Annotated in this window: 19 protein-coding genes and 2 tRNA genes; all 21 read left to right on the forward strand. The window is 51.5% G+C overall.

Translation table 11 applies throughout. The annotated features are described in order from the left end of the window. The first annotated feature begins 43 nt into the window (after positions 1-43). The 21 genes from polA to BN7444_RS06975 all read left to right on the forward strand — a co-directional run bounded on the left by polA (position 44) and on the right by BN7444_RS06975 (position 21,037). Positions 44-2,680 carry a DNA polymerase I gene (gene polA / locus BN7444_RS06875; protein WP_068457590.1) on the forward strand — a complete coding sequence of 879 codons (2,637 nt, stop codon included), beginning with the start codon at positions 44-46 and terminating at the stop codon, positions 2,678-2,680. Continuing rightward, complete coding sequence (gene coaE, locus BN7444_RS06880) at positions 2,667-3,278, forward strand: dephospho-CoA kinase (RefSeq protein WP_068457591.1); 612 nt, start codon at positions 2,667-2,669, stop codon at positions 3,276-3,278. Before polA ends, coaE begins: the two co-directional genes overlap by 14 nt. Continuing rightward, a complete protein-coding gene (locus tag BN7444_RS06885; RefSeq protein ID WP_068457592.1) occupies positions 3,265-4,965 on the forward strand; it encodes an ABC transporter substrate-binding protein in 1,701 nt (566 codons plus the stop codon). The genes coaE and BN7444_RS06885 overlap by 14 nt, the downstream gene beginning before the upstream one ends. Before the next feature lie 131 nt (positions 4,966-5,096). Next, positions 5,097-5,183, forward strand: a tRNA-Leu gene (locus BN7444_RS06890). Positions 5,184-5,295: 112 nt separating this feature from the next. Next, positions 5,296-5,382: transfer RNA gene (locus BN7444_RS06895), tRNA-Leu, on the forward strand. A gap of 59 nt (positions 5,383-5,441) precedes the next feature. Then, positions 5,442-6,686: a carboxyl transferase domain-containing protein gene (locus BN7444_RS06900; RefSeq protein ID WP_068457593.1), complete on the forward strand. Its 1,245-nt coding sequence runs from the start codon at positions 5,442-5,444 to the stop codon at positions 6,684-6,686. Continuing rightward, complete coding sequence (locus BN7444_RS06905) at positions 6,683-6,895, forward strand: acyl-CoA carboxylase biotin carboxyl carrier protein subunit (protein ID WP_068457595.1); 213 nt, start codon at positions 6,683-6,685, stop codon at positions 6,893-6,895. The genes BN7444_RS06900 and BN7444_RS06905 overlap by 4 nt, the downstream gene beginning before the upstream one ends. A 251-nt stretch (positions 6,896-7,146) precedes the next feature. After that, positions 7,147-8,472, forward strand: a complete 1,326-nt coding sequence (gene rsxC / locus BN7444_RS06910) for an electron transport complex subunit RsxC (protein ID WP_068457598.1) — start codon at positions 7,147-7,149, stop codon at positions 8,470-8,472. Positions 8,473-8,484: 12 nt separating this feature from the next. Further along, the gene (locus tag BN7444_RS06915; protein ID WP_068457601.1) at positions 8,485-9,477 is read left to right on the forward strand and encodes an RnfABCDGE type electron transport complex subunit D; all 993 of its coding nucleotides are present in this window, start codon (positions 8,485-8,487) and stop codon (positions 9,475-9,477) included. Then, positions 9,478-10,059 (forward strand): RnfABCDGE type electron transport complex subunit G, encoded by a 582-nt coding sequence (locus tag BN7444_RS06920; RefSeq protein WP_068457604.1) that lies wholly within the window; start codon positions 9,478-9,480, stop codon positions 10,057-10,059. A 9-nt stretch (positions 10,060-10,068) separates the two neighbouring features. After that, positions 10,069-10,662: an electron transport complex subunit RsxE gene (rsxE, locus tag BN7444_RS06925; RefSeq protein WP_068457607.1), complete on the forward strand. Its 594-nt coding sequence runs from the start codon at positions 10,069-10,071 to the stop codon at positions 10,660-10,662. A gap of 11 nt (positions 10,663-10,673) precedes the next feature. Further along, complete coding sequence (gene rsxA / locus BN7444_RS06930) at positions 10,674-11,249, forward strand: electron transport complex subunit RsxA (RefSeq protein ID WP_068457610.1); 576 nt, start codon at positions 10,674-10,676, stop codon at positions 11,247-11,249. Positions 11,250-11,261: 12 nt separating this feature from the next. Beyond that, on the forward strand, positions 11,262-12,197 hold the full coding sequence (locus BN7444_RS06935; protein ID WP_068457612.1) for an RnfABCDGE type electron transport complex subunit B: 936 nt from the start codon (positions 11,262-11,264) through the stop codon (positions 12,195-12,197). A gap of 118 nt (positions 12,198-12,315) precedes the next feature. Then, a complete protein-coding gene (locus tag BN7444_RS06940) occupies positions 12,316-14,214 on the forward strand; it encodes a hypothetical protein (protein WP_068457615.1) in 1,899 nt (632 codons plus the stop codon). Between the two features lie 131 nt (positions 14,215-14,345). Then, entirely contained in the window at positions 14,346-14,723 is a 378-nt protein-coding gene (locus tag BN7444_RS06945) for a NusG domain II-containing protein (RefSeq protein WP_068457618.1), read from the forward strand. Positions 14,724-14,725: 2 nt separating this feature from the next. Beyond that, positions 14,726-15,229: a Gx transporter family protein gene (locus tag BN7444_RS06950; protein WP_068457620.1), complete on the forward strand. Its 504-nt coding sequence runs from the start codon at positions 14,726-14,728 to the stop codon at positions 15,227-15,229. Next, the gene (locus BN7444_RS06955) at positions 15,226-15,783 is read left to right on the forward strand and encodes a Maf family protein (RefSeq protein ID WP_068457622.1); all 558 of its coding nucleotides are present in this window, start codon (positions 15,226-15,228) and stop codon (positions 15,781-15,783) included. The genes BN7444_RS06950 and BN7444_RS06955 overlap by 4 nt, the downstream gene beginning before the upstream one ends. Next, positions 15,773-16,486, forward strand: a complete 714-nt coding sequence (radC, locus tag BN7444_RS06960; RefSeq protein WP_068457624.1) for a RadC family protein — start codon at positions 15,773-15,775, stop codon at positions 16,484-16,486. The genes BN7444_RS06955 and radC overlap by 11 nt, the downstream gene beginning before the upstream one ends. 3 nt (positions 16,487-16,489) lie before the next feature. Further along, complete coding sequence (mreC, locus tag BN7444_RS06965) at positions 16,490-17,329, forward strand: rod shape-determining protein MreC (protein ID WP_068457626.1); 840 nt, start codon at positions 16,490-16,492, stop codon at positions 17,327-17,329. After that, positions 17,326-17,820 carry a hypothetical protein gene (locus BN7444_RS06970; RefSeq protein ID WP_068457627.1) on the forward strand — a complete coding sequence of 165 codons (495 nt, stop codon included), beginning with the start codon at positions 17,326-17,328 and terminating at the stop codon, positions 17,818-17,820. Before mreC ends, BN7444_RS06970 begins: the two co-directional genes overlap by 4 nt. Further along, the gene (locus BN7444_RS06975; protein WP_068457629.1) at positions 17,813-21,037 is read left to right on the forward strand and encodes a penicillin-binding transpeptidase domain-containing protein; all 3,225 of its coding nucleotides are present in this window, start codon (positions 17,813-17,815) and stop codon (positions 21,035-21,037) included. Before BN7444_RS06970 ends, BN7444_RS06975 begins: the two co-directional genes overlap by 8 nt. Position 21,038: the final 1 nt, after the last annotated feature.

The following is a 21,038-nucleotide window of genomic DNA, read 5'->3' on the forward strand; positions in this document are numbered from 1 at the left end:
TTTATTTGCGCAGACTCGTGTATAATAAGGGCAAGGAGGAGCCATGAATAAAAACAGGATTTTAATTATAGATGGAAGCAGTTTGTTTTTCCGGGCTTTTTACGCCTTGCCTCTTTTGCAAACGAAGCGGGGGCTTTACACCAATGCGGTGTACGGCTTCGTTTCCATGATGGAAAACGCCGTGGAGCAAATGGACCCGGGGTACTTGCTCGTGTGCTTCGATCAAAAGGGCCGCACCTTCCGCCACGAGCTCTACGAAGAGTACAAGGGCACGCGGCAAAAGACGCCGTCGGAATTAGACGAGCAGTGGCCTTATTTAATGAAGATTTTAAAGACCATGGGTGTAAAAACCGTGGACTCTCCGGAGTACGAGGCCGATGACTTGGCGGGCACCGCGGCGAAAATGGCCGCCGCCGCGGGGAAAGAAGTGTATCTGCTTACCGGGGACAGGGACTACTTCCAATTAATCGAAGAAAATATTCACGTCCTCATGACAAAAAAAGGCATTACGAACTTGGAAGTTTACGATGTGGATCGAATCGAAAAGGAATACGGCATGACGCCGAAGCAGCTCATCGACCTAAAGGGGCTTATGGGTGATTCCAGCGACAATATTCCCGGCGTGCCCGGCATCGGCGAAAAGACGGGGATGAAATTGATTCACGACTTTCATTCCATGGAGGGGGTCTACGAAAACCTCGACGCCATTACCGGCAAGAAGCGAAAGGAAAATCTGGAAGAGTTTATGCAGCAGGCCTTTTTGAGCAAAAAGCTGGGGACGATCATTACAACCATTCCATTGGATTTTACTTTGGAAGATTTAGAGCGGAAGCCCTACGACATGGACGCCCTGCGGGATCTCTATACTCAGTATGAATTTTTCACCCTCTTGAAGCGCCTTCCCGACCAAGGGGAGGAAGAGGAGGCGGAGGCAAAGGACTTGCCCCTCGCATCCATGGAAGATGCCGTTAAAGGCCTTGCCGGCGCCGACGAAGTGATGATCCACCTGATGACGGAAGGCAGGCCCTACTTCGGCGGGGAAGTGGATTATATCTGTCTTTCCGCAAAGGAAAAGGGCTTTATCGTCAAGTCTCCCGATGAATCGGATTTGCTGCGACTGAAGGAGCTATTAGAAGACGACGATGTGGCCATCGTGGGCAGCGATTTAAAGGATCTGTTTCTCTACGCCTTTCACTACGGCATGGAACCGAAAAACGTCGCCTTCGACGCATCCGTGGCCGAGTATTTACTGGATCCGACGAAATCCAATTACGAGGCGTCTCATTTAATCGGTTTGTACCAAAACCAAAGCATCGCCTCGCCGGAAGAATTTTTAGGTAAGGGTAAGAGCAGAAAAGCCCTCCTCGATGCGGAGGATGATGTCGTCGGCTATTTGTCCCGGCTGCATAAATTTCTTCCCAAGGTCATGGCGGCGCAGGAAGAGAAGTTAAAAGAGCTTCAAATGTGGGAACTCTTTTCCACCATCGAAATGCCTCTCGTGGAAACTCTGGCCTCCATGGAGCACGAGGGCATTCTCGTGGACGAAAAGGTATTGGATGAAATCGGCGCCGATCTGGCTGAGGAGATCCAAGGCTTGGAGACCGCCATTTACGACGACGCCGGCAGGGAATTTAATATCAACAGCACGAAGCAGTTGGCGGAAGTTTTATTCGAGGACTTGGGCCTCACGCCCATTAAAAAAACAAAAACCGGCTTCAGCACCAATCAGGACGTGCTGGAAAAGCTTCGTAGCGAGCACGTGATCGTGGACCGCATATTAAAATACCGTCAGCTCGCCAAGATTCAGTCCACCTATGTGGAAGGGCTCAAGGCGGAAATCGCACCGGACGGAAAGATTCACTCCCAATTTCAACAGACCATTACGGCCACGGGAAGGATCTCGTCCACCAATCCGAATCTACAAAACATTCCTATTAAGACCGACGCGGGCCGCCGCATTCGAAAGGCCTTTTTGCCGAGGGAAGGGGCGGAATTTATCGACGCCGACTATTCCCAAATCGAGCTGCGCATTTTAGCCCACATCTCCGGGGATCCGGTGATGCAAAAAGCTTTTAACGACGATGCGGACATCCATACCACCACGGCCTCTCAGGTCTTTCACGCGGACCCGAGGGAAGTTACGAGCCTCATGCGCTCCAGAGCCAAGGCGGTAAACTTCGGCATCGTCTACGGCATCAGCGATTATGGTCTGTCTCAGGACTTGGATATTCCCAGAAAAGAAGCCAAAGAATACATCGACAATTATCTGCATAAATTCAGCGGCGTTCATCAATTTATGGAAGACATCGTGGAAACCGGGAAGGCCCAAGGCTATGTGGAGACCCTGTTCCATCGTCGACGCTACATTCCCGAACTGGCGGCGAAAAATTTCAGCGTCCGCTCCTTCGGCGAGCGAGTGGCGCTGAACATGCCCATTCAGGGAACGGCGGCGGACATGATGAAAAAGGCCATGGTGGCCGTTTACAGAAAATTAAAAGACGAAGACCTGGACGCCAAGCTCCTGCTGCAAGTCCACGACGAATTGATTATCGAAGCGGACAAGAAGGAAGGGGAGCGGGTGAAAAAGCTTTTAGTCGAAACCATGGAATCCGCCTTGCCTCTGGCGATTCCCGTAAAAGTAGAAGTGGAAACGGGGGAAAATTGGTATGAAACAAAATAAAATCGGCATTACAGGCTCTATCGCCTCGGGAAAAAGCGTGTTGACGGCCTATCTTCTGGGATTGGGCTATCCGGTGATCGACGCCGATGCCATTGCCGCGGATCTGGTGCGCCCGGGATCCGATACATTAAAGGAAATCGCCGAAACATTCGGCGACTACATGCTCGACTCCGACGGCGCGCTGGACCGAGACAAACTGGGGCAGCTGGTCTTTAAAGACGAGGACGCTCGCCGCAAGCTCAACGATCTCATGCATCCGGCCATTATTCGCGCCATGGTGGATCTGTCCGAGAATTTTCACGGCCTCGTGTTTTTCGACATCCCCCTGCTCTTTGAAGAGTACGACGCCATTAAGGCCAACGGATTGGATTTCGACGCCGTGTGGCTCGTGGACGCCGATGAAGAAGTGCAGCTTGAGCGCCTTATGGCTCGCGATAACATCGACGAAGCCTATGCCAAGGAAAAAATCGCCTCGCAAATGCCCTTGGAGGAAAAGAAAAGTCGGGCCCATGCGGTTTTCGACAATTCAGGGGATTTAATGAATCTTTACAATCAGGTAGATGAGGTGTTGGAGGCGTGGACCGGTGAAAAAATGTAAGGGCCTCCTTCTTCTCCTCTGTCTGCTTTTATTGACCTCCTGCTCACTGGGAGAATCGAAAAAAGTCGTGGAAGAAAAAGGGGCGGATAGCTCCCAAGGCGGCGGGACGCTCACCGTGCCCCTGACCAATTTCGACACATTGAATCCGTTGCTTACGCAAAATCGATCTTATTTTCAGTTGAGCCACTTGCTTTTTGATCGCCTCTTTGAATACGAGGGGAGCGGGCGTTTGGTGCCATCCATTGCCGAGCACGTGGAGACCTCCGATGAAGGCCGCCGCGTCAGCGTCACCTTGCGCAAAGGCATTTACTGGCAAGACGGCACGCCCATTACGACGAAAGACGTGGCCGCCACCTTTAATGCCGTGAAGCACGCGCCGGAAGAGTCGCCCTATCAGCAACTGTTTCGACGCACCCCCGGCATCGGCGCCGGCACGAATTTAGATACGGTGGCCAAGGCCGTCATCTTCGACGATCGAAACATCGACTTCGAATTTAATCAAGCCTACGGTAATTACCTGGAGCTCTTAAGCTTTCCCATTTTGCCGGCCCATATCTATTCGGAAGAAGCCATGTTGGATCCGGAAGACTTCGACGTGGTGGGCTCCGGGCCCTTCCTTTTAAAGAAGTGGGAGAAGAACAAAAAAGTGTTTTTGGAGAAAAATCCCAATTACTACGGCAGCTTGCCCTATATTGACGAGATCGTGGGCTTGATCTTTCCCGATCAGGCCGCCATTCAGCAGGCCTACGATGCGGGACAGATCGATCTGTTCGTCGTGGACGATTACACATGGGACCGCTACAAAAGCGACGAGAAGAGCAAGGTGGAGCCCTACGAAACCCAACGGGTGGAAGTGGTGAGCATGAACACCCAAGATCCGGTTTTGAGTGATGTGCAACTGCGGCAGGCATTGGATCTGGCCATCAATAAGGAACGCATTATCGACAGCCTCTACCTGTCCCAAGGCACCATGGCGAATTTCTTTATCAACCCGAAGCTTTCCGCCGGCACCTTCGCCAAAGAGGAATCCTATTTAAGCGTGGACGGCGCTATGAACGTTCTGGATCGTGCGGGCTATAAAGACGTGGACGGCGACGGCTTTCGTGAGGGAAAAAACGGTGAGGCGCTGAATCTGACCATTCTCACCAATGGCGAAAATCACCGTCTGAAAACCGAGGCGCAACTGGTGTCCGAGGATCTGAAGAAAATCGGCATTCGCTCCCGCGTGGCATTTGCAGGCGGCGGCGAAGTCTCCGAAGAAGGGGAGGGCGCCGAGAAAAAACAAGAGCCTCAAGCCGACAGTTTTGCCCGCGCCCTTCAAAGCGGCGGCTACCAAATGGCCGTAGTGGGCATGGATTTTTCCGCCGTGGTCAATCTGTCCCAGGTCTTGTCATCCGGCGGCATCGGCGGCATGAACATCAGTCGCTACAGCAATCCGGCCATGGACGAGGAGCTGAAAAATTTGGCTCACGCCCAAAAGGATTCCGAGCGCAAGGAATCCATCGACAAGATTTACAAAATCTTTCGCGACGACGTGCCCTATGTTCCCCTGGTCTTTAAGCAAAATGTCCTCGTCACCGGACCTCGCGTCAAAGGGCGCATGCGTCCCAACGCCTTTTACGTATTTAAAGGCATCGACGACGTGACCGTAAGCAATCAACCGGCGAAAGAGACGAAAGAAAAATAAATCCGACCTCGTCGAGGAAATCGGCGAGGTTTTTTATCGCAGGAGAGGGGTTTTTTAAAAGAAGGCCACGATTCCTTAAAAAAAGATTTACAAAGCCATGTGATCTATGCTATAATCTACTCCTGTGATGAGCGGAGATGCTGGAATCGGCAGACAGGCATGTTTGAGGGGCATGTGTGAGTCATCACGTGAGGGTTCAAGTCCCTTTCTCCGCACCAATAATCACAAACGGTTCATGTAGGAAATCTATATGAACCGTTTTTTTATGAGAAACTTATCTTAGTTTTTATTTACAAGACCTTTAACTCGTGTTATAATAATTTATCGTGAGCGGGAATGCTGGAATCGGCAGACAGGCATGATTCAGGATCATGTGTGAGTCATCACGTGGGGGTTCAAGTCCCTTTTCCCGCACCAAAGAAAGCCGCGCGTTCTCGTGCGGCTTTTTGTGTATCATGATTTCGGAGGTGGAGCCATTGACGAATGCACGGGAGAGAATTGAAGCCCTCGTGGACGAGGGAAGTTTGTATTACATAGAAAAGAATCAATCGGCGGTGTCAGTTGCCACGGCAAAGATAGCGGAAAAGCCCGCGGTCGTGGCGGCCTTCGATCCGACGAAAAAAGGCGGGGCCTTGGGCTTTTTTGAAGGCCGATCCTTGGTCCGTGCCGTGGCCCTGGCCAAGGAAGGCGGGGCACCCTTGGTGATTCTGTGTCAATCGGCGGGGGCGGACATGAGCGAAGGCCAGCTCTCCCTTTCCGCGGCGGGTTCCGTGTTTCGCGCCCTTCACGATTTGGATACGCCAAAGCTGTATCTGTCCTACGGGCCCTGCGTCGGCGCAGCGGCCTATATGGCGGAGCTTTGCGACATGGTCTTTGCCGTGAGGGAACAGTCGGCTCTTTGTCTCACGGGACCGAAGATCGTGGCCAAGGCGATTTACGAAGAGACGAATCTTCAGGCCATGGGCGGCGCCGAGGCGGGGGCGAAGCGGGGCCTGGTTCATTTTCCGTCCGAAACCGAAGAAGAGATGGCAGAGCAGTGTCGACGGATCATGGCTTTTTTAAGGCAGAAGCAGGGGACGGCGACAGGTAGCTTGCCTATGAGCGATGAAGTGAGCATGGAGGCTCTCATCGAGGGCATCGTCGACGAGGGCAGCGCCATTTCTTTTTGGAATGAATGGGCGCCGTCCGCCACCACGCTTTTCGCGCGGATTAAGGGAATGCGAGTCGGCATCTTTGCCAACAATCCCTCCGTGGCGGCGGGGGTGTTGGATAAGGAGGCGGCGGAAAAGGCGGCGGCATTTTATGCCCTCGCCGAGCGCTTTCACCTTCCCGTCATCAGTTTGGCGGACACTCCGGGCTTTTTGCCGGGCACGGCATCGGAGGAAGAAGACGTCCTCGGCGGAGGCCGGCGGATGATGGATGCCTACCTTCGCCACCGAGGGAAGAAGGCGACGGTGGCCGTGGGCAAGGTTCTCGGCGGTGCCTACATGGCTATGGGGTGCAGGGAAATGGGTGCCGACGCCTACTTTGCTCTGGAGAGAGCGAGTATCGGCGTCATGGGCGCGGAGCTCGCCATGAACATCCTTCATTTAAAGAATAAAAATGCGTCGAGCTATAAAGCCATGCATCTGTCCGCGGAGGCGGCGGAAAAAAGCGGCCTGGTAGACGCCGTTCTAAGGCCTGCGGATTTAAGAGAGAAATTGTGGGAGGTGTTGTCGTGATCATATGCGCACCCTTGCCGGGAAAAATTATTCGCCTTCATGTAAAGTCCAATGAGTCCGTGGCAAAAGGCCGGTTGCTGTTCACCATGGAAAGCATGAAGATGACCCTGCCCGTCTGCTCTCCGGAGGCGGGAAAGATAGCCTACGAAGTGGCGGAAGGGGACATCGTGACGAAAGGGGAAATCATTGCCCGCGTCGAGCCGGCATGATTTTTCCGGAGAAAAATTTTATAAAAAGAAAAAACTCGCTGTCCCCCTGTTTCCCTTACTGTAGGGGAATGGAGGCCGCATTTTATACGTCCGTTTTAGACAAATACTAGATTTTTCATAACGATTTTGATAAGATAGGGAAAGATGAAAGCTGAAGAGCCGAGGACGAGCGGCCATGGTTGTCGCCCGTCGTGTTGCAGGCAAAAACGCTTGCCCGGCGATTCATTTCTTAGAATGCAAGGGGTGAAAGAATGGCAAAGACGAATCTCACTTTTTCTGTGGGCGGCGTTCACTTTGATGAACACAAAGAGCTGTCAGAAGGAGTCGCTATTGAAGTTCTGCCTTCACCGAAGTTGGTCCGTATTCCCATGAGCCAACACATCGGTGCACCGTGTAAACCTACAGTTGCCGTAGGTGATCACGTATTAAGAGGGCAAATTGTCGGTAATTCCGACGCGTTTATTTCCGCGGCTGTACATAGCAGTGTATCGGGCGATGTAGTAGCCATTGAAAAAGGTTATGCAGCGAACGGTATGTACACGGATATGGTCGTTATCGAAAACGACGGCAAGGACGATATGGATCCTTCCGTAAAACCGGTAGAAAACTACAAAGATATGAGCATCGACGACATTGTCGCCCTGGTAAAAAATGCCGGTATCGTCGGCATGGGTGGCGCAGGTTTCCCGCTTCACGCAAAGCTGAAGAGCGATGATCCTGCACTGGATGTCGTTATTTTGAATGGGGCGGAATGTGAACCCTTCTTAACTTGCGACCACCGCTTAATGGTGGAACAAGCCGACGAATTGTTCGCGTCCTTAAAACTGTTCCAAGATCTTTATCAAACAGATGAAGCTTACTTAGCCATCGAGCAAAACAAGCCGGACGCCATTGAAAAGGCGAACGAAATGGTGGCTACAAAATATCCGACCCTGAAGGTCGCTACCATGAAGACCAAGTATCCCCAAGGGGACTCCAAACGTCAATCGGAAGCGGTCTGCGGCCGTATCGTTCCGCAAAACGGCGTCACCAATGACGTGGGCGTTTTCTTAACCAATGTGCAAACGTCGAAGGCTTATTACGACTTAATCGCCACGGGCATGCCCTCCATCGAACGGATCATTACCGTTTCCGGATCCGGCATCGAACATCCGAAGAACCTTTTGGTTCGCATCGGCACGCCGGTTCAAGATATCTTGGACTACTGCGGCGTAAAAGACAATGTCATCGAATTTATTTGCGGCGGTCCCATGACCGGTAAATCCATTTTCGATTTCACATCGCCGATTACGAAGACCACCTCCGGCATTTTGGCCTTTACCGACGTCGAAATCGACGATGCCAAAGAAGGCCCTTGCATCCAATGCGGTCGCTGCGTGGATCACTGCCCGGCCAATATTAATCCGACGCGAATCAACGCATCGATTCTGAGAAACCGAATTGACAAATGTCAGGAATACCATGCGGATCAATGTATGGAATGCGGCATTTGCTCCTTTGTGTGTCCCGCAAAACGCTACTTAAGCGAATCGACCAAGCTTGCTAAACGCGAAGTCCGCGCCAATGCCCGTAAATAATAGGAGGTAGTCATGGAAAACAATGTAAAAACCAAATCTCCTAGTTTACAAGGAGATGGACGCTTCGTACAATTAGCGCCCCATATTCGTTCCAACGACTCGGTTACCAAGATCATGCGCGATGTGCTCATCGCCTTGGCACCGGCCGTCGTCGGTAGTGTGTACTTCTTCGGAATGCAGGCACTTATTATTTATTTAATCAGCCTCGTTTGCTGCGTCGGCAGTGAATTTATTTTCCAAAAAGTGACGAAAAAAGAATCTCAAATCGGCGACTTATCCGCCGCCGTGACCGGTATTCTCCTCGCCATGAACATGCCCGCAGGCGTGCCCTGGTACGTGCCCGCGATTTCGTCGATCTTTGCCATCGTCATCGTCAAAGAAGCCTTTGGCGGTATCGGCGGCAACTTCGTTAACCCGGCATTGGCCGGTCGTGCCATGGCTATGTTGTCCTGGCCCGCACTCATGGCAACCTACACGGCACCTGCCATGGCTAAAGTGGCTGAGACCGCAGATGCCGCATCGGCAGCAACGCCTCTTAACATCATCAAGGCCGGCGAACACTTAGATGCTCTCCCTCCGTTAAAAGATATGATTATCGGTAACATCGGCGGGGTCATCGGTGAAACATCCGCCATTCTCTTGTTAATCGGCGCCTGCTACTTATTGGTACGCAAGGTCATCGACTGGAAGATCCCCGTCATCTACATCGCGACGACGGCTGTTTTCCTCTTGGTCTTCGGCTTAAGCGCAGACCTGCTTCCTTACGAGCTTCTCGGCGGCGGCTTGTTCCTCGGCGCATTCTTTATGGCGACCGACTACAGCTCCACACCGCAAGGGGTTAAGGGAAAGATTATTTTCGCCATCGGCTGCGGCATCATTACGGCCGTCATTCGTATGAAAGGCAATATGGCGGAAGGCGTGTCCTACTCCATCCTGGTTATGAACGTAGCAAGCCCCTTGATTGAACGTTTGACAAAAACGGAAGCATATGGGGAGGCAAAGTAAATGAAAAATTATCTTAAAACAGGTCTTGTCCTCCTGGTTATCTCCGCTATAGCGGCAGGACTATTGGCTGTTGTCAACAGCTTTACTTCTGAAGTTATTGCCAAAGCCGAATTTGAAAAATCCGTTCAAGCCTATCAAGAAATTTACGGCGACAAAGCCGATACATTTGAGCCCCTGGACGAATCGAAAAAAGCGGCTCTCGTCGAAAAATACAAAGACATTCAAGATGTTTTCGTAGCGAAAAAAGGCGACGAAATCGTCGGCTACGGTATCAATCACACGGCAAACGGCTATGGCGGCGCCATGACCAATGCCATCGGCCTTTTAAATGACGGAACCATTGCCGGTTTCAGAAACATTCAAAATGCCGAAACGCCCGGTATCGGTACTCAAATTACCGAATCGCCTTACTTCGAACAATTCGCAGGCAAGTCCTATAAGAACGGCGAAGTGAAGGGAAACAAAGATCCGAAAGCCGAAGATGAAATTCCGATGATCAGTGGTGCGACCATATCATCTACCGCCGTACTCAATGGGATCAATTCCATTCTTCCCGCTTACAAAGAAATCAGCGCACAGTAGGGGGTAGTCATGAATTTAGGAAAAGTTTTTTCAAATAGTATTTTCAAGAACAATCCGATCTTTATGCAAATGATCGGTCTGTGTTCGGTATTGGCCATCAGTACCGCCGTCTCCTCGGCTATCGCTATGGGCGTTGCGGTTACCTTCGTATTGATCTGCTCCAATGCCGTCGTCAGTATGTTAAGAAACATCATCCCGAACAACGTTCGGATTCCGGCGTTTATCGTCGTCATTGCAGCCTTTGTAACCTTAGTTCAAATGGTTCTGCACGCATACAGCCCTGCGATCTACGACGCATTAGGTATCTTCTTGCCTTTGATCGTCGTTAACTGCTGTATCTTAGGTGAAGCGGAAGGCTTTGCTTATCAAAACAAAGTGGTTCCCTCCATCGTCGATGGTTTGGGGACGGGCATCGGCTATACTATGGCGATGTTGGCAATGGCCGTTGTAAGAGAGCTCTTCGGTCACGGAACTCTTTTAGATATGCAAATCTTCCCCGAATCCTATCCCGGTATCGGAATCTTCACTTCCCCCGCCGGTGCATTTATCCTTTTAGGTCTGTGGATTGCCCTCTACCGCGGCATCATGGCTAAGAGAGCGTAGGGAGGTAGACTATGTCAACGATTATTACGATTCTTATATCGACCATTTTAGTTAACAACTACATTTTCGCGAAATTCCTCGGGATCTGCCCCTTCTTGGGCGTTTCATCGAAGACGGAAACCGCAACGGGCATGGGCGTCGCCGTTACCTTCGTCGTCGTCATCGCTTCGGCGGTTACCTGGTTACTTCAACATTTCGTCTTAAATGTATTCGGCTTGGAATACTTACAAACCATCGTGTTCATTCTCGTTATCGCGTCCCTGGTACAATTTGTAGAAATGTTTATTAAAAAATCATCTCCCTCTTTGTACTCCGCCATGGGCGTGTTCTTACCCCTGATTACCACCAACTGTATGGTACTGGGTGTCACCGTTTTGAACATTCAAAGTGATTTCAATCTTTTCGAAGCCATCATTAACGGTTTAGGTGCTTCCTTAGGTTTCACCTTGGCACTGCTTTTATTAAGTGCTCTTCGTGAACGCATGGAAATCATGCCGATTCCGAAACCGTTACAAGGTGTCCCGATTGCGCTGATCAGTGCCGGCTTAATGGCCATCGCCTTTATGGGATTCCAAGGATTAGTATAGGGGGCGATTCACGTGAATGCACAAAACGTAATTTATGCGGTCATTATTTTAGGCGTGTTGGGTATGCTTCTCGGCGTCTTGTTGGCATTTGCCGATAAGGTCTTTGCCGTAGATATGGACCCCCGCGTCGTCAATGTATTAGATGCACTGCCCGGCGCCAACTGCGGGGCTTGCGGCTTCCCCGGCTGTGCCGGGATGGCTAACGCCATTGTAGCCGGCGACGCTCCGGTTAACGGATGCGCCATCGGCGGTCAAGAAGTGGCTGAACAAGTCGCTGAAATCATGGGACAAGCGGCAGGCGATGTAGAAAAAGAAGTCGCCGTCGTTCGTTGCCAAGGGGACTGCGACAAATCCAAGAACAAATACGAATACAGCGGCATGGTGGATTGCCGCCTCATCGGCGATTACGCCCGCGGCTCCAAAGGCTGCGCTTCCGGCTGCTTAGGCGGCGGCACCTGCGTCAGCGTCTGTGAATTCGACGCCATCCACGTTAAAAACGGCATCGCTTCCGTGGACAAAGAAAAATGCGTGGCATGTAGAAAATGTATCGACATTTGCCCGAAGAAGATCATCGGCCTCATGCCCTACAAACAACAAACGGAAGTAAAATGTTCGACCCACGATCCGGGCAAGGTGGTACGCACCAATTGCTCCATCGGATGTATCGCTTGCGGTCTTTGCGAACGGAATTGTCCGAAAGACGCCATCCACGTCGAAGATAATTTGGCAAGGATCGACTATTCGAAATGCATCAACTGCGGTATTTGCGCATCGAAGTGCCCCACCGGCGCCATCTTTGTGGAATATCCCGAACGGGTTGAAAAAATGAAAGAAAAAGAAAGACAAAAGAAATTGAAAGCTGCTGAAGAAAAGAAAGCAGCCGCCGCTCAACAGGCAGCTGAAAAAGAAAAAGTCGTCGCCGCAGACGACAACAGCAAGGTTCAATAATTTTGTTTTGAAACAGTGTCGACTATCCGTCGGCACTGTTTTTTTGTGCGCAGAAAGCACCGCTGCTTTTATTTTTTAACATGCTATAATATAAATAAATAAAAGTGAGGAGGTTTTTATGAAGCGTTACTTGTCGATCTTTCTTTTGTTCTTACTGCTCACAGGCTGTGTGAGCGGAAAGGGTAGTCCCATCCCCAGACAGAGCTACAACCCGCAGTGGAGCGTGCCTGAGCGCGTGGTTCACAGCGTGTTTGACGGCACCGTGGGGAAGACGAAGTTTTACAAAAAGCGCGTCATGAAAAAAGCCATGGTCCCCCTTTACGACGAGATCTTAACCGGACAGGCGCCGTATCTCGTAGAAGATCTGGGTGACTCCGTCATGGAACGACGGGTCACGTCCATGACCGTGGATCCGAATATTCGATTTACATTTTACGACGACAGTCGGTTTAATTATCCCCTCTTGATTATGTCTAATCGAATCGAGGAGCATTACATTTTCTGCATCGTGCAATTTTTCTCCGACGGCAGCTACGCCACATTTAATACCTTGGAGCCTTATGCCCAAAGCATTTTATCCACGGGCCTTTATACCGACGCCGACGGCAGGCTCTACATCGACGACGCATCCGACGGCACCATCTACGAGCTCAATGTGGTGGACGGCGTCTTGAAGATTAACTACGGCTATTCCGCCGACGGCAAGGGCTTTGCCACCTTCCATGACGTCGATTTCTCAGGCGACGAAGGGAGGCCCTATCCCAGTGAGCTCTATCCCAATGGAAGTGATGTGTTTTCGAAGATTCAAATCGTAGAGGAAACCAAAGAGCCCTTTGACGCACAGGACATGGAGAACTTCAGGAACAGCCTAAAGCCCTTAGAGGTTCTGGATTTTAACGAAGAGAATTTCGATCAAATCGCTTCGCGCTATCTCAACGATATGCCGGAAAAGAAGAGCAAGCCCGATAGCGGCAAGGACGAAAAGACAATTCGCCAATTTGTAGCGGACAATTTCTCCATTTACACCACCGAAAGCGGGAAGGAATGCTTATGGATTCACGACTACGATAACAACGGCAAGCTCGCCGCCTACGCCATTGCACAGAATGGTGACGGCTTGAAGCTTATTTATATCGATGAAGATTTAAAACCCCGGGAAGTTCGCAGTGTGGAAGAAGACAGATTTGACGACGATCCCCATCTCTTGGTGGCCGGAAAAGATGCTTATCTCTATCTGAGAAAGTTGTTCACTACGGGCGGTACGGGCTATCTCTACGGCGTCAAGGACAACGAGGTATACGAGCCGGATATTTCCTCTCACATCGATATTTTCGATAAAATCGGCGATCATTTCGTCAATAACGAAACCTATTTGGAAATGTCTGAAACCGGCGGCGTGCGCAAGGAAAGAGAAACGACCTACGATTACGATCAAAAGAGCCGCCAATTTGTGAAGGCGGAAAAAGGAAAAGAAACCGCAGATAAGGGCGGGTCTGTGAACGTGCGCATCAACGACAAGGACGTAGGCAAGATGGATGTCATTCGAAAAGATGGTGTTAACTATTATCCCGTCGGCGAGATGAATAAAGCTTGTGCCGAGAATTTCAATCAAGACGACCTAACGGAATATCAAATTCAATTCTTTTTCGAAGGCCGGGAAAAATACGCGTTTAAGGATGCAGAATATAATGCATGGTACTTCTATGCATGGCCCGGCATCGGCGAAGAATTTCATATGAGTTACTACGTTGATAAAAACCTCGTCATTAGTTTGGATTCAGACTTAGAAACGGGGACAACCTATGACTACACGATTCCGAAGCATAAGCCTATAGAAAAAGGCGGTGATTTGTACATGGACCTGGATCTTTTGGCGGCGATTTTCGGATTTGACGGCAAAGAAGAAAATGGCTCGATTAGTATAAAAGAAACCTACAATTTTCACCCGGAAATGTGGAAAAAGGTCAAGGGATCGCCGGAGGATGAAGTGGACGATGTAATAGCAAAGAATTTTTAACAGAAAAGGTAATCGTTTCAACGAGAAAGCCTCGGCAATAGTTCATGCCGGGGCTTTCGTTTTTTCCCACGGCAGCTTTCTATTTCCTGTGCCTATCTATGGTATAATTAAATGTTGAAAAAGGGGGAGCTATGAACAGAACCGATGTGATTATCGCCATAGTGATTTTGGCCGTGGCACTGGGCCTGGGGGCGACGCAGCTCGTGCCGAAAAAAGAAGCGGCCCACGTCTACGTCAGCGTACAAATCGACGGAAAAGAAGTAAAAAAGATTCCCATGGACGCAGACCATAGGGGTAAGACCTATACATTTCACTCCCATGGCGGTACGAACAAGCTTCATATCGACGAGAAGGGGGCTCGCATGACCGAGGCCGATTGCCCCGACGGCATCTGCTTAAAAATGGCCCCGATCAAACGGCCGGGCGAGATGATCGTCTGTTTGCCCCACCGTATTATCGCGGAAATAAAAAGCGACGAGACCCCTACCATGGATGTATTGTTGAGGTAATGATGAATTTACGTAAACAGATTTTTTTAGGATTGATGGTTGCCATCGCCGTGGCCATCGGTTTCATCGAAACCATGGTGCCCTTGCCCGTGCCCCTTCCCGGCGCGCGGCTGGGCCTGTCCAATGTGGTGATCCTCACCACCATCGTGATCTTCGGTCCCAAGGAAGGCTTTACCGTTGCCATATTAAAAAGCGTGCTGCTCATGCTCGTCACCGGCAATGTGTCCAGCTTTTTTTACAGCGGCACCGGCGCCTTGCTGTCTTCTTTGACCATGATCCTCTCCCTGAGGACCATTAAGAGTGCATCCCTAATCGGGATCAGCTTTATCGGTTCTTTCTTTCACAATTTGGGACAGGTCGCCACGGCCATTGTCATGGTGCACAATATGGGTCTGTTGACCTATCTGCCCCTCTTACTCATCTTAGGATTATTTACGGGATACTTTGTCGGCTTGACGGCCATTTACGCCAGCCGCCACTTGGAAACGATCGGAGTGCGTCTATGAGTCTTGTCTTAGCATCGTCATCTCCCCGCAGAAAAAAGCTGTTGGCGGAAGCGGGCTTGAGCTTTGAAATCGAAAAACCCACCTACGACGAAAGGCATTTGCGCCTGTCGCCTGCGGAAATTTACACCATGCAGCTCGCCTACCAAAAGGCCATGAGCGTGAAAGACAAACGGCCGGAAGATACCGTCGTCGCCGTGGATACGGTGGTGGTTTCAGAGGGCAAGATTTTGGGCAAGCCCGAGGACCGCGCCGAAGCCGAGGCCATGCTTTCCGCTTTAAGGGGGCGGGTGCACGAGGTGATCAGCGCCTACTGTATTTTAGGCGAGGAGAAGTACGTGGACTACGATCTGTCCCGTGTGCACTTCGAAGATTTTTCCGACGAGCAAATGAAGGCCTATTTAGATAAAAACACATACATGGACAAAGCCGGCGCCTACGGCGTACAGGAAATCGACGAATTTAAAATCACCGTGGAAGGCGCCATGGATACGGTCATCGGCATGCACGTGGACTCCGTCGTGAAGCGGCTGAAAGGAGGGGGAGATGGAAGATAATAGGGAAAAGAAGAAACTTTTAGACTACGACCCCGCCACCTTGCCGGAAGAAAAGCTTCTGACCTACGGCGCAGAGGCCCTGTCGGACAGCGAGCTCTTGGCTCTGTTTTTGCGCACGGGTACGGAGGGGAGAACCGCCATCGAAGTGGCGCAGGATATTATCGACAGTCTGGAGAGAAAATCCCCTTCGAGGCAGGGGTTGACCTGTCTCTTTACAGGCACCTACGACGATTTTCTTTCCGTGAAGGGCATCGGCAAGAGCAAGGCCGCCCGCCTGGTGGGCATGGTGGAAATGGCTCGCCGCATGCGCCGGCCCATGGGACAGGCCGTGCCATTAAACACGCCGAAGGCCATTGCGGATTTCGTTATGGACGATCTCATGGGCCTGCAACACGAGGAGTTTCGCGTCATCGGCCTGAATGTAAAGAAGCAGCTGCAATTTGTGGAGTGCATTTCCAGAGGCACCCTGGACTGCACCGTGGTGCATCCTCGGGACGTCTTTCAGGGAGCCATCGGCAAGAAGTGTCATTCCATCGTCCTGGTACATAACCACCCGGCGGGCAACCCCAGGCCCTCTTCCGAGGACAGAAGTCTTACCGAGCGCCTGAAGCGGGCGGGAGAGCTATTGGGCATTCCCGTGGTGGATCATATTATTATCGGCGATCACAGTTTTTACAGTTTTTTAGAAGATGGAGCGTTATAGGCTATGAAGCCCTTAAAAGATTTCAAGAAAAAATGGATAGTGCGAGGCGCCCTCGTGGTCTTGTTTTTATTTTTCGGCTTCACCTCGTTGGGGGCGGGGGCTTTGCGCGCCCTGGAATTCGCCGTGGGCACCGCCATCAGCCCCGTTACCGACACCTTGGGCACGGGCCTGAATTACGTGGGCGAAGGGGCCAACAGCCTGCTCCACGTCACTTCATTAAGCGCCGAAAACAAGCGCATGAAAAAAGAGCTGCAGCAATTAAAGAAGGAAAACAAGAATCTGGAAGACATCGTCAATCGTTCCACTTTTCTCTCCAATGCCTATGCCATTCGCAACAACAAGAAGCTGGGTGCCGTGGATGCGCGAGTGACGGCCAAGTCGTCGGGAATGTATTTTCACCGCTTTACCATTAACAAGGGATCCAAGGCGGGCATTCGCGTCGGCGACACGGTCATCGCCGCCATGAACAAAGGCGACGACGCCTCGGCGGAAGGGGTCATCGGCTACATTACCAAGGTCACGCCCTATTCTGCTCAGGTGCGCAGCATTATCGACGAGGAAAACGCCATTAGCTTTCGCAGCATTCGCACCTCCGACGGCGGCGTCCTTCGCGGCGTGAACCGCCGGCTGGAAGGCTATGCCTTCGATCTCTATGCGGATATCGTGGTGGGGGACACCCTGTTTACTACGGGGATCGGCGACGGCTACGAGCCGGATATGTACATCGGCACCGTCAGCGAAGTGAGCACCGACGAGGACAAAATGGTGAAAAACATTAAGGTGGACAGCGGAATCAATTTCCACAATATCTACCGCGTGTTCGTGCTGGCAGGTGAGAGATGAAACGTTCAAGCTACGTGCTCTTACTACTCACGCCCTTTATCTACACCTCTCCGGTTTTTCAAAGCTTCCCCTCGATTTTACGGGGCTATTTGCCGGCGGCGGCCATCTTTCTTTTCTTCCGCCTGCGCCCGAAGTGGGGCATAGCCTTTGCCTTCGCCTCGGCTTTGGTCATGGATGCGGCGGTTGCGGCGGCCGTGGGGCCCTATGTGCTTTTGCACGGACTTTTTATCGGCGCGGCCTTTTTGTGGCGGCGGCTCATTCCCCATCCGTCCCCTATGGCGACGGGCGTGGCCGTGGGACTAACCTCCGCCGTTTGCGAGTTGGTTTTTTTCATTCTGATGATCATTTTAGGCTGGCACATCAGCATGGTGGACTCCTACGAATTTTTCACCGTGCCCCTGTCCACGGGGATTTACGCCGGTCTGATGAGCCGTTGGTTTTTAAAACATGTGACAGACTACCGAGTCCTTGAAAGGGATAGCGATGCATAATTTTTGGGAAAAAGCGAAGAAATGGAATCGCCACAAGATCTTTACATCGGTGATGGCTATTCTTTTTGTCGCTCTTTTTTTGCAACTGTTTCATATTACGATTTTTCAGGGCCACAAATTTCGAAAGCTCGCCGACGAGCGGCGGGTCAAAGACATCGCCATTACGGCTCAGCGGGGCAAGATTCGCGACCGAAACGGCGTGGTCCTGGCGGGGAACCGTCCCGTTTTTGCCGTACAGATTCGCAAGGACGAGCTGGACCGCTTCACCCGGGAAGAGAAAAACGACGCTTACCTGCTCCTGAGCCGCTATTTGGAAGAAGACGGGGCGGGATACATGAAGGCCAATCCCATCGTGTTAAATGCCTTCGTCTATCGGGATTTGAACGACTACAAGTACGCCGACGAGCCCAAGGCCGAAGTCCTGGACGCCTTAATGGAAAAGGACAAGCTGGCGCAATTTCTTAACGCCCGCTGGAAAAAGCCCTACCGCGCCCACTACGATTACTCGGTGATGAAGCAGCTGCTTCGTCAGCGGGTCTTTCAAGACGGCGGCATGGAAGCCTCGGCGGGCCGGGTCTATTATACGGATCCTCAAAAGGCGGCGCGTTTTAAGGAACGTTACGGCCTTAGCCAAAAATCCGAAGCGAGGGAAGATTTAATCGCCTTTTTAACGGATCATCCCATGCATGTGGAGGAAATTTTATCCCATCCCATCGGTCGGAAGCTGGCCTACGAAATCGTAAAAAAAGACGTGCCCGACATCAGCCTCAGAACCTACGGAAACGAATATTACGACGGCTACATTCAGGCCAAGGTGCGCCTCATGGACATATCGAAAGACGTCACCTGGTCTTCTTCCGCGGCGGAAGATTTAATCGCCGTGTTGGCGAAGCGGGACCCGGAGAAATTTCTGCTCTCCGGCGAGGAGATCTTAAAAGACAGCGTGGACTTCGCCGGCGAAAAGGGCGCGGACCTGTCTTTAAAAGAACAGAACGATAAAACCGTCGTCGTGGACAAGAAAGGCAATCTCGCCTACGATAAATTGGTCCACGTGGTGACGCAGAAGAAAAATAGAAAAGACTTTGCCGCCCTGGACGGCATGCCCGAAAAGATTCAAGCCTATTTAATCGACGAAGGCACGGTGACGGGTATTTCCGTCAGCGGCGAAAAGCCCAATTACACCGAATTAAACAATGCCATCGATTTCGCCAAGGGGGCGGGGCTGAAGGGCGCCGCTTCCTCTCAAAAAATCTTCGAGGCACAGCGGGACCGCTTTGAGATCGACAAGAAGCTGAGTCCCTACGAGGTCTTCGGCATTTTAAATATTTACGATTCCATCGGCAGTCAGGGAAGTTACGCCTACATGCCCATTAACTACGCCTACGAAATCCAAGACGAAACCGTGGCGAAAATCGAAGAGAAGCTGTCCAATCGCTCGGGCATTCATATTTCCGTCGAGCCCATCCGCTATTATCCCGAAGGGAATTTGGCGGCCCACGTGTTGGGCTATATCGGAAACATCGCCATGGATAAGGAAATCGACAAGTACGTGAAGAAGAAGGGCTACAATCGCAACGACCTTATCGGAAAGACCGGCATGGAGCAGGTCTTTGAAGACAGGCTCAAAGGCACCGACGGCAGAAAGACCGTGTCCGTAGACTCCTCGGGTAACACCACCGGCGTCGTTCGGGAAGTGGCGCCGACGCCCGGAAAGGACGTGCGCCTGAGCATCGATATCGAGCTGCAAAAAAAGGTGGAAGAAAGCCTAGCCACTACCCTTCAACAAATTCGCACGGCCACGCCCTATGTATCGCCTTGGGGCACCTTTAATTATCTGACCAGCAGGGAAAAGGGCGGCACCTTTAAAAACGCCGCCTCCGGTGCCGTTATCGTCACCGATGTGCACACCGGGGAAGTCTTGGCCATGGCCAATTATCCTTCCTACGATCCCAATCTCTTTGCCAAGGGCATCAATCCCTCGGCTTGGGAAAGCTTAAAGCCCAAGGAAGAAAAGAATCAATTGGCGCCGCGTCCCCTCTATAATATCGCCATGCAATCGGCGATTCAGCCGGGCAGTATCTTTAAAATGGTCACCGCATCGGCGGCATTGGAAAAGGGTCTGAATCCCGACATGGCCATCCAAGACGGCGGCTATGTGGAAGTCGGCCGCCAAATCTTCGGGTGCTGGCTCTGGAATCAGAGCCGCCAGGTTCACGGTGCGGAAACTTTAGCCTACGCCCTTCGAGACTCCTGTAACTACTATTTTTACTCCTTAGGTCTCGGCGTGGATCAACGGGGCGGGAAGGACCTGGGCATTCAAGTGAAGCCTTCGGAAATTGCCGCCATGGCGAAACGCTACGGCCTCGGCGAGCGGACGGGACTTGAGATCAATATTCCCCGGGAAAGCAAGGGGATTATTCCCGATCCCGAGTCCAAGAAGAAGACCTTAAAGGCCCTCTTGCGCCGGCATTTAAACGAAAATCGCTCCGTCTATATGTCCCGCCTTTCAACGGATAAGGAAAAGGACGAGGCCGTGGATGCCATCGTCAAGACATTAGACGATAAAAAGCCCATGACACGAGACGAAGTTTATAATTTCTTGCAAGACTTAAAGGTGGATTCGGATAAGGTGGGCAAGGACCAACGGGTGCCTTTGGCGGATCTTTTGAAATACACCTATATCGATCAGGCCAATTGGAACATGGCGGACACCATGAATGTGGTCATCGGCCAAGGCTCCAATGCCTATACGCCGGCGGAAATGAATCGCTACGCCATGGCCCTGGCCAACGGCGGCGATCTCTACCCCCTGACTTTATTGAGCGACAAAAAGCACGACAAGGAGCCGGTAAAGCAGGTGGGCTTGAAGCCAAAGTACTACAAGGACCTGAGAAAGGGCATGAAGCTCGTGTCCACGGCGGGTCTTAACGCCAGCCTATTCGAGGATTTCCCCGTGGAAGTGGCCATGAAGACCGGCAGTGCCGAGCGGGCGGGAGCCAATCCTTACACAAAAGAAACCTACGACTCCTTCGCATGGCAAGTGGGCTATGCGCCGGCGGACAATCCGGAAGTCGCCGTCACCGTGGTGATTATCCAAGGGGGCAACGGCGCCAACTGCGGGCCGGTGATGCAGCAGGTATTGGCACAGTATTTCGGTTTCTACAAAGAAATTAAAGACGAAACCCTCCCGACGGAGACGCGTTTGGAAACGGAGTAAG

The organism is Peptoniphilus pacaensis (assembly GCF_900088125.1).
GTDB classification, from domain to species: Bacteria; Bacillota; Clostridia; order Tissierellales; family Peptoniphilaceae; genus Aedoeadaptatus; species Aedoeadaptatus pacaensis.

Excerpts from the sequence above, each read along its gene's own strand:
- mreC (WP_068457626.1), top strand. The coding sequence starts at position 16,490 with ATGAAGCCCTTAAAAGATTTCAAGAAAAAATGGATAGTGCGAGGCGCC.
- rsxE (WP_068457607.1), top strand. The coding sequence starts at position 10,069 with ATGAATTTAGGAAAAGTTTTTTCAAATAGTATTTTCAAGAACAATCCG.
- coaE (WP_068457591.1), top strand. The coding sequence starts at position 2,667 with ATGAAACAAAATAAAATCGGCATTACAGGCTCTATCGCCTCGGGAAAA.
- BN7444_RS06975 (WP_068457629.1), top strand. The coding sequence starts at position 17,813 with ATGCATAATTTTTGGGAAAAAGCGAAGAAATGGAATCGCCACAAGATC.
- BN7444_RS06940 (WP_068457615.1), top strand. The coding sequence starts at position 12,316 with ATGAAGCGTTACTTGTCGATCTTTCTTTTGTTCTTACTGCTCACAGGC.
- rsxC (WP_068457598.1), top strand. The coding sequence starts at position 7,147 with ATGGCAAAGACGAATCTCACTTTTTCTGTGGGCGGCGTTCACTTTGAT.
- BN7444_RS06970 (WP_068457627.1), top strand. The coding sequence starts at position 17,326 with ATGAAACGTTCAAGCTACGTGCTCTTACTACTCACGCCCTTTATCTAC.
- BN7444_RS06920 (WP_068457604.1), top strand. The coding sequence starts at position 9,478 with ATGAAAAATTATCTTAAAACAGGTCTTGTCCTCCTGGTTATCTCCGCT.
- rsxA (WP_068457610.1), top strand. The coding sequence starts at position 10,674 with ATGTCAACGATTATTACGATTCTTATATCGACCATTTTAGTTAACAAC.
- BN7444_RS06915 (WP_068457601.1), top strand. The coding sequence starts at position 8,485 with ATGGAAAACAATGTAAAAACCAAATCTCCTAGTTTACAAGGAGATGGA.
- radC (WP_068457624.1), top strand. The coding sequence starts at position 15,773 with ATGGAAGATAATAGGGAAAAGAAGAAACTTTTAGACTACGACCCCGCC.
- polA (WP_068457590.1), top strand. The coding sequence starts at position 44 with ATGAATAAAAACAGGATTTTAATTATAGATGGAAGCAGTTTGTTTTTC.
- BN7444_RS06945 (WP_068457618.1), top strand. The coding sequence starts at position 14,346 with ATGAACAGAACCGATGTGATTATCGCCATAGTGATTTTGGCCGTGGCA.
- BN7444_RS06950 (WP_068457620.1), top strand. The coding sequence starts at position 14,726 with ATGAATTTACGTAAACAGATTTTTTTAGGATTGATGGTTGCCATCGCC.
- BN7444_RS06955 (WP_068457622.1), top strand. The coding sequence starts at position 15,226 with ATGAGTCTTGTCTTAGCATCGTCATCTCCCCGCAGAAAAAAGCTGTTG.